Here is a 6,469-nt window from a genome sequence, read left to right as displayed (position 1 = left end):
TTCAAGTGCGGTCGAGACTATTCAGCCTCGATTGGGTTGGTGCCCAAGCAACATTCCACTGGCGACAGGACGGTACTGTTGGGCATCAGCAAACGCGGTGACCGAAATCAGAGACGGCTGCTTATCCAGTGCGCCCGTGTGTATCTGATGGGGCTGGAGCGACAGACAGGAGCGTTGGCCGACTGGGTCCGCCAGCTGCTGGCTCGCCATCATTGCAACCGTGTGGTCTGCGCCTTGGCCAACAAACTGGCAAGAATCGCCTGGTCGATTGCCGCTCACCACGATGAATTCAAGGCGGGGCCAAGCGCGATGAACGCTTGACCTCGCTGTCACCCGAGCACCACCCACCTGGTTTTGCGATGCTGGATAACAGATGACGTGAACGGCCAACCGGCCTGACGATTACCCTGGGCTCCCACAAGGCTGAAAAAGCCTTATCACTATGAAGGGCCGTCAGGCGCGATTCTCATCGAGGCGCAGGGTCGCCCCCCCAGACGCCGGATAGATGAAAGCAAGCCAAACACGCATCAAAACCAGTATTGCAGAAATGGGGGGATCCATAGATGTGGGAGCGAGCTTGCTCGCTCCCACAAAGTTTTTTTCAGCAGGCTTCGATCCGGAAACCAAACCGCGGGAAGTGCACATGCACCACACCGCCGCGCTCGTCCTCGCGCCGCACAATCAGTTCTTCGCGGCCGGCAAACAGTAATTCCCCCGCCACCGGATCAACACCATAGTCCGTGGCCGCGATGACCACCTGCTGACCTGCCTTGAGCCCGTTGGGATCGACGAATTGCTCATCCGGCAAAGCCGCTGGCGTAGACGTGCGCGCCACTGCAAGAGCCTCCTCGGAACTCATCTCGCTGGATGCGCCATGACCGAAGCCCAACACCCGCGCATGCCATGCATTGACTGCCGGATAAGCTTCGACCAGCGGAGCCGTCACCGGCGTGGCCTTGAGGAACCAGAGGCAATGAGCCAGGGCGAAGTCGGCAATCGACGGCTCGCCAAACAGGTAGTCACCCTCCTCGCGCTGCAACTGTTGCTCCAGACGCGACATGATCGTCGGCCACTGGTGCTTCGCCTGTTCGGTAGACAATTTTGTCGCGCTACCACCACTGAACAAACCGGCGCGGTCGGCCAGGAACGCCTTGATCGCTTCCTGCGGTAAATTACCGAAACGCACGGCAATCGATTCCGGCTGGAACACCAGGCTTACCGCATGCTGGAACATCACCGAGTCAGCCCAGGCAGCAAAGGACGCGACGATCATTTCCTGACCTTCCGGGAAGAACGCCGGCAAGGCCTTTTCCTGCTCCAGTCGCCGGGCAATCAATGCCGTGTCGCAATAGATATCGGCACCGACCTGCAACACCGGTGTCTTGCGGTAGCCACCGGTCAACGCCGTGAGATCCGGTTTTGGCATCACTGGCGAGATCTTCACCGAGCGCCAGGACAAGCCCTTGAAACCCAGCAGCAGGCGGGCCTTCTCGGCAAAGGGGGACGTCGGGTAATGATGCAGAATCAACTCGGACATGCTCGGCTCCGCCGCAAGGATCAGAAGTCCGCAGCTTAGCGCGCAATCACCTGGCAGCCTACAGATCTGCCTGATGGGAACCGATCAGTCAGAGTGATAAGCCAGGGGCGGCGCTCGCTGCGCTCGCCACCAGGCACTCCTTGGCGCTCTTTTTGAGTTTCTTGATCAGCCGCTCCTGACGCAACGCATCGCTTTTGTCGCGACAGCGTTCGGTGTAGACCAGGGCCATGGCCGGGCTGGAAAGAAAGAATCGCGCGCCCTTGCCGCTTTGATGCTTGGCGAAGCGACGTACGGGATCATCGCTGATCCCACAATAGAGCGAACCGTTGGCCGCGCGAACGAGGTAGACGAACCAGGTTTTGCTCGCGGGGGTGTCGGCGTCGACAGGGCTTTCGCTGAGGGTGGTCACGTAACGATCAGGGCTTGAAGGAAAACAAGCCGCGATCTTATCAGCGACTGGCCTGGAATGCCTTCAGCCCCTTCAGGGCCTGTGAGCGAACGGCGTTGCGAACAAGTGGCGTCCAGCCCAGCAGCAGACCTTTGAAACCCAGGGCCTGGCGTGACCATGTCCACAGATCGAAACTGTCGTGATGCTCGCAGATCTTGCCATCGCGAAAGACAAAGCGTGCCTGGATGTCATTGACCACGGTATTGCCAGTCTGGCTGAACAGATAGGTCGCGACCCAATGGGCGCTACCGATATGATCATCGGCACGGACATGATCGAAGGTCAGGGAGAAATCCTTGGCGCGGGTGGTGAGCATGCACCACATATCGCCAGCATCACGACCACGAAGCTCGCCGAACGCCGGGTCACTGAACACCACGTCATCGGTGTAGCAGGCAGCCATCGCCTCACCGTCGAGACGCTGGAAGGCCTGGTAGAAACGGGTGATCAAGGCGCTGTGGACTTCACTCATGGGCAGACTCCCTGTTGTGCATGGGTATCGAAAGATTGCCTGCACGATAGTCTGCAAAAGGGTCGAACACTATCGGCATTCGCAAGACGAATACCGACAGTGTGCGGGAGTCAGACCTTTTCGCTTTCGACCTGCACGTACAACGCACGTCCGGCCCCCAGGCCGGCGAGGATCGCACCAAGGCCGATGACACCGAAGATCCAGCCCACGGCCGTCCAGCCGCCGGTCCAGTCATGCACGATGCCGACCGCGAACGGCCCCATGGACGCCAGGGTGTAACCGAAGCCCTGGGCCATGCTCGACAGGTTCGCCGCAACGTGGGAGTCCCGCGAGCGCAGCACGATCAGGGTCAATGCCAGGCTGAACGTGGCGCCCTGCCCCAACCCCAGCACAATCGCCCAGCCCCACAGACCTTCAACCGGGGCGTACAGGCAACCGAACAGACCGCCTAGGGTCAGGGCCATCACGATCACAATCGCCAGGCGCTGATCCTTGCCGCGCGTCGCCAGCCATGGCGCGGCCAGGGAGCTGACCAGTTGAACGATCACCGAACCCGATAGCACCAGACCGGCCTGGGTCGGAGTCAGGCCGCGCCCGATCAGGATCGACGGCAACCAACCGAACACGATGTAGGCCAGGGACGATTGCAGGCCCATGTATAAGGTCACTTGCCAGGCCAGCGGATCGCGCAGCAACCCGCGAACCCGGTAGGCGACGTTGTGCGCGCCGTGTTTCTGGCCAACTTGCGGCAACCAGAACAGCGCGGCCGCTAATGCCGGAATGACCCAGAAGCCGAGACCCATCGCCCAATTCTTATCGAAGTGTTCACTCAACGGCACGGTCGCACCCGCCGCCATCGCCGCGCCCAGGCACAGAGCCATGGTGTAGACACCGGTCATGGTTCCGGCCTGTTTCGGGAAGTCGCGCTTGACGATGCCCGGCAGCAACACGCCAATCACGCCGATGCTGGCACCGGCCAGCACACTGCCGGTAAACAGACCGATTTCACCGAACGAACTGCGCAGGATGATCCCGCCCGCCAGGGTCAGAAGAATGCCCAGCACCACCCGCTCCGCACCAAATCGCCGCGCCAGCACGGGTGCCAACGGCGCAAACAGGCCAAGGCAAAGCACCGGCAACGTGGTCAGCAACCCCGCCGCGGACGCCGACAAACCAAGGGACTTCGAGACCTCACTGAGCATCGGCGCCATGCTCGACAGCGCCGGGCGCAGGTTCAGCGCCACCAGAATCAGGCCCAGCAGCAACAGCCAGGGCCGGTGCAGAACCGGGTGAGCTTGCTGGACCTGTTCGTCATCGGCCTCGGCATCGATCAGCAACTCTTCCAGCTCCGCCGAACGTTTGGGGGCTGTGGATAACTCACTGCGGTGCATGGACTTCTCGGTTTCAAGGTTCATTGATCAACTGCCTCGACAGGGCTTTGGCTCGTTCCGGGTCGCGTTGCTCGACGGCATCGAGCAACGCGATGTGCAGGTCGAACACTTCCTGACGGCGCGGGACGATGTTCAGGATCTGGCGCAATTGGGCGCCGACGACGCTGGAGAAATACCGATACAACTCGCTGAGGGTCGGGTTGTGTGCGGCGTCCACCAACCGGCGGTGAAACACCAGGTCGCAGGCGATGTAGGTGTCGAGATCGCCGTGATAGTGGCTGCCGCTGACACTCAGGGCTTCGCGCAATGCCACCAGGTCTTCATCGGTACGGCGCACTGCCGCCAGGCCAATGGCCTCGACTTCGAGGATGTGCCGGGTTTCCCGGGCCTGCTCAAGAGAACAACGGGACAGCGCCTTCAAAGTATCGAGCGGATCGACCACCGCCCGCAGGTAGCTGCCGTCGCCCTGACGGATTTCGATCAACCCGGAAAACGCCAACACGCGCATGGCTTCGCGCACGGTGTTGCGACTGATGCCCAGCTCGGCGGACAACTCAGGCTCGGTCGGCAAGCGCTGACCCACGACCCAAGTGCCCTGGTTGATGCGCAGGCGCAACTGATCCAGGGCCTGATCGACCAGGGATCGTTTCACTAATGGAGAAATTTCTGACATGGAGTTCGCCCTTTCATCCAATCATAGGATGAATTTTCTGACATGTTAGTCAGCTTCGTCCAATCAGACAAGCCACCACCTTCGCCAGGGGCCTGAAGACGCCCTAAGGCAGAAGATTAAATTCCTAACGATTGAAAGTGATTTCCCACCCATGCCACACGAAAGAGCTGACATCCGAAACTGAGTCAGCCCCTCAGACTTTCGGACTTTGAATGCGGGCACTTTCGCTCGAATACCTAAAGGGAATGGGAACAGCCGATGGAAGAAGTCATTTTCGGCAAGAAGCACAGCCGCCGTTTTTTACTGGAAAAGAACCGGCAGCTGCTCGTTGTACGCAGTCAGGCCGGGAGAAAGCTTGCTGTGACGTTACGCTGCGAAAAAGCTCGACAGGCATTGGCCGACAGTGAATTGGTACTGCACATTGAGGACGCCGACGTTCAGCTGTTCAAACTGCCCGACAATTCAGATGTAGCCCAATGCAAGGCATTGCTGCGCGAATTACCGGACGTGCGCTTCGCCGGCAGCGCCTTGGTCGATCCTCATACTCAAGAACCTGTCTTCTACACCGAGAACATTTTCCTGAAGTTCGTCGATCGACTGACTCCGACAGAGTGCCTGGTTATCCTCGACGAATTGGGTCTGACCATCAAACAGCAGGTTCCCTACGCAACCAATGCCTTCTTCGTACATCACGCACATTGTCGTGGCACCGAAGTCTGCTCATTCACACTTCACTTGCTCGAACGCCAGGACGTCGACTACTGCCACCCGGAAATACTGCGTCCGGGGCAACGCCGGGCGATTCATGACAACCAATGGCACCTGAAGAAAACCACCGTCACCTATCAAACTCAGATCGATGCCAGCGCCAATGTCGAGGCAGCCCATGCCTTCACAATGGGTGAAGGCATCGTCATCGCGATCATCGACGATGCCTTTGATATCGATCACCCAGAGCTCGCCGGTACCGGCAAAATCATCGGAGCGAAAAACTTTGACCGTCGTGACGCCAGTCAGGACCCACGACCGAAAACCGCCCTTGAGCGCCACGGTACTGCAGCCGCCGGAGTTGCATGCGCCAATGGTGAAGCCGGCGCCAGTGGCGTGGCGCCTCGAGCCAGTCTCATGCCGCTGAAACTGACCAAGCCACTGGGCGCCCGGGCCGAAGCAGACGCATTTTTCTGGGCCGCGGAACAAGGTGCCGATATCATTTCCTGCAGTTGGGGGCCACCGGAAGGACATTGGGCTGACCCTACCGACGCGAGGCACTCTCAGGAGTTTGCACTGGCGGCGAGCACCCGCCTGGCCATAGAGTACGCCGCGACCAATGGCCGTCAGGGTAAAGGCTGCGTCATCTTTTTTGGTGCTGGCAACGGCAACGAGAGCGTGGACAACGATGGCTACGCCAGCCACCCAATGGTAATTGCTGTGGGTGCCTGCAACGATCAAAGTCGTCGCAGTGCCTACAGTGACTACGGCAAAGCACTGTGGTGTTGCTTTCCCAGCGGAGACCAGGCACACCCGGATCCAAAGTTCAAACCCGCCACCTCAGTCCCCCAGACCCGAGGCATTCGAACCACGGATCTGTGCGGCAAGTTTGCCGACCCGATCAATGCTGCCTACACCGAAATGTTCAGCGGCACTTCCAGTGCCTGCCCTGGAGCCGCGGGCGTGGCAGCTCTGGTATTGGGAGTCAATCCGGCACTGGACCGCGAGCGGGTTCGACAGCTCCTCGCCGATTGCTGCGATAAAATCAGCCACGCCGATGACGGCCACCTCGGTCAATACGATCAAAATGGCCACAGTCATTACTACGGTCATGGTCGCCTCAACGCGCTGCGAGCAGTGCAATTGGCACTGGAGCATGGCAAAACCGCTGACTGACCCGCACACATGAAAAAGCCCCGCAGATCACTCGGCGGGGCTTTTTGAGACAGTCACTGACCGA

Annotated in this window: 7 protein-coding genes; 2 read left to right on the top strand and 5 right to left on the bottom strand. The window is 59.7% G+C overall.

What is annotated here, in order from left to right; genetic code table 11:
• Positions 1–321: transposase (locus AC3WTM_RS21325; RefSeq protein ID WP_492587642.1), on the top strand; the 321-nt coding region annotated here is incomplete at its 5' end.
• 280 nt (positions 322–601) lie between these two features.
• On the opposite strand, the gene AC3WTM_RS21320 is transcribed toward AC3WTM_RS21325, so the two are convergent.
• The 5 genes from AC3WTM_RS21320 to AC3WTM_RS21300 form a co-directional block, all read right to left on the bottom strand.
• Positions 602–1,537: a glutathione S-transferase family protein gene (locus tag AC3WTM_RS21320; RefSeq protein ID WP_102671039.1), complete on the bottom strand. Its 936-nt coding sequence runs from the start codon at positions 1,535–1,537 to the stop codon at positions 602–604.
• Positions 1,538–1,625: 88 nt separating this feature from the next.
• Positions 1,626–1,946, bottom strand: coding sequence for a GIY-YIG nuclease family protein (locus AC3WTM_RS21315; protein WP_102671038.1), 321 nt, complete (start codon positions 1,944–1,946; stop codon positions 1,626–1,628).
• Positions 1,947–1,986: 40 nt separating this feature from the next.
• Entirely contained in the window at positions 1,987–2,457 is a 471-nt protein-coding gene (locus AC3WTM_RS21310; RefSeq protein ID WP_102671037.1) for a nuclear transport factor 2 family protein, read from the bottom strand.
• A 110-nt stretch (positions 2,458–2,567) separates the two neighbouring features.
• Positions 2,568–3,872: a CynX/NimT family MFS transporter gene (locus tag AC3WTM_RS21305; protein ID WP_102671036.1), complete on the bottom strand. Its 1,305-nt coding sequence runs from the start codon at positions 3,870–3,872 to the stop codon at positions 2,568–2,570.
• The gene (locus AC3WTM_RS21300) at positions 3,862–4,521 is read right to left on the bottom strand and encodes a FadR/GntR family transcriptional regulator (RefSeq protein ID WP_154909475.1); all 660 of its coding nucleotides are present in this window, start codon (positions 4,519–4,521) and stop codon (positions 3,862–3,864) included. The genes AC3WTM_RS21305 and AC3WTM_RS21300 overlap by 11 nt, the downstream gene beginning before the upstream one ends.
• Positions 4,522–4,779: 258 nt before the next feature.
• Here AC3WTM_RS21300 and AC3WTM_RS21295 point away from each other — a divergent pair, with 258 nt between their 5' ends.
• The gene (locus tag AC3WTM_RS21295; protein ID WP_102671034.1) at positions 4,780–6,405 is read left to right on the top strand and encodes a S8 family peptidase; all 1,626 of its coding nucleotides are present in this window, start codon (positions 4,780–4,782) and stop codon (positions 6,403–6,405) included.
• The last annotated feature ends 64 nt before the right edge of the window (positions 6,406–6,469 follow it).

The organism is Pseudomonas sp. EU05-FHT14B02 (assembly GCF_058791055.1).
This window is presented reverse-complemented; position numbering and strand designations above follow the sequence as displayed.

Coding starts and splice junctions, on each gene's coding strand:
- AC3WTM_RS21320 (WP_102671039.1), bottom strand. CDS start 1,537: ATGTCCGAGTTGATTCTGCATCATTACCCGACGTCCCCCTTTGCCGAG.
- AC3WTM_RS21310 (WP_102671037.1), bottom strand. CDS start 2,457: ATGAGTGAAGTCCACAGCGCCTTGATCACCCGTTTCTACCAGGCCTTC.
- AC3WTM_RS21305 (WP_102671036.1), bottom strand. CDS start 3,872: ATGAACCTTGAAACCGAGAAGTCCATGCACCGCAGTGAGTTATCCACA.
- AC3WTM_RS21300 (WP_154909475.1), bottom strand. CDS start 4,521: ATGTCAGAAATTTCTCCATTAGTGAAACGATCCCTGGTCGATCAGGCC.
- AC3WTM_RS21295 (WP_102671034.1), top strand. CDS start 4,780: ATGGAAGAAGTCATTTTCGGCAAGAAGCACAGCCGCCGTTTTTTACTG.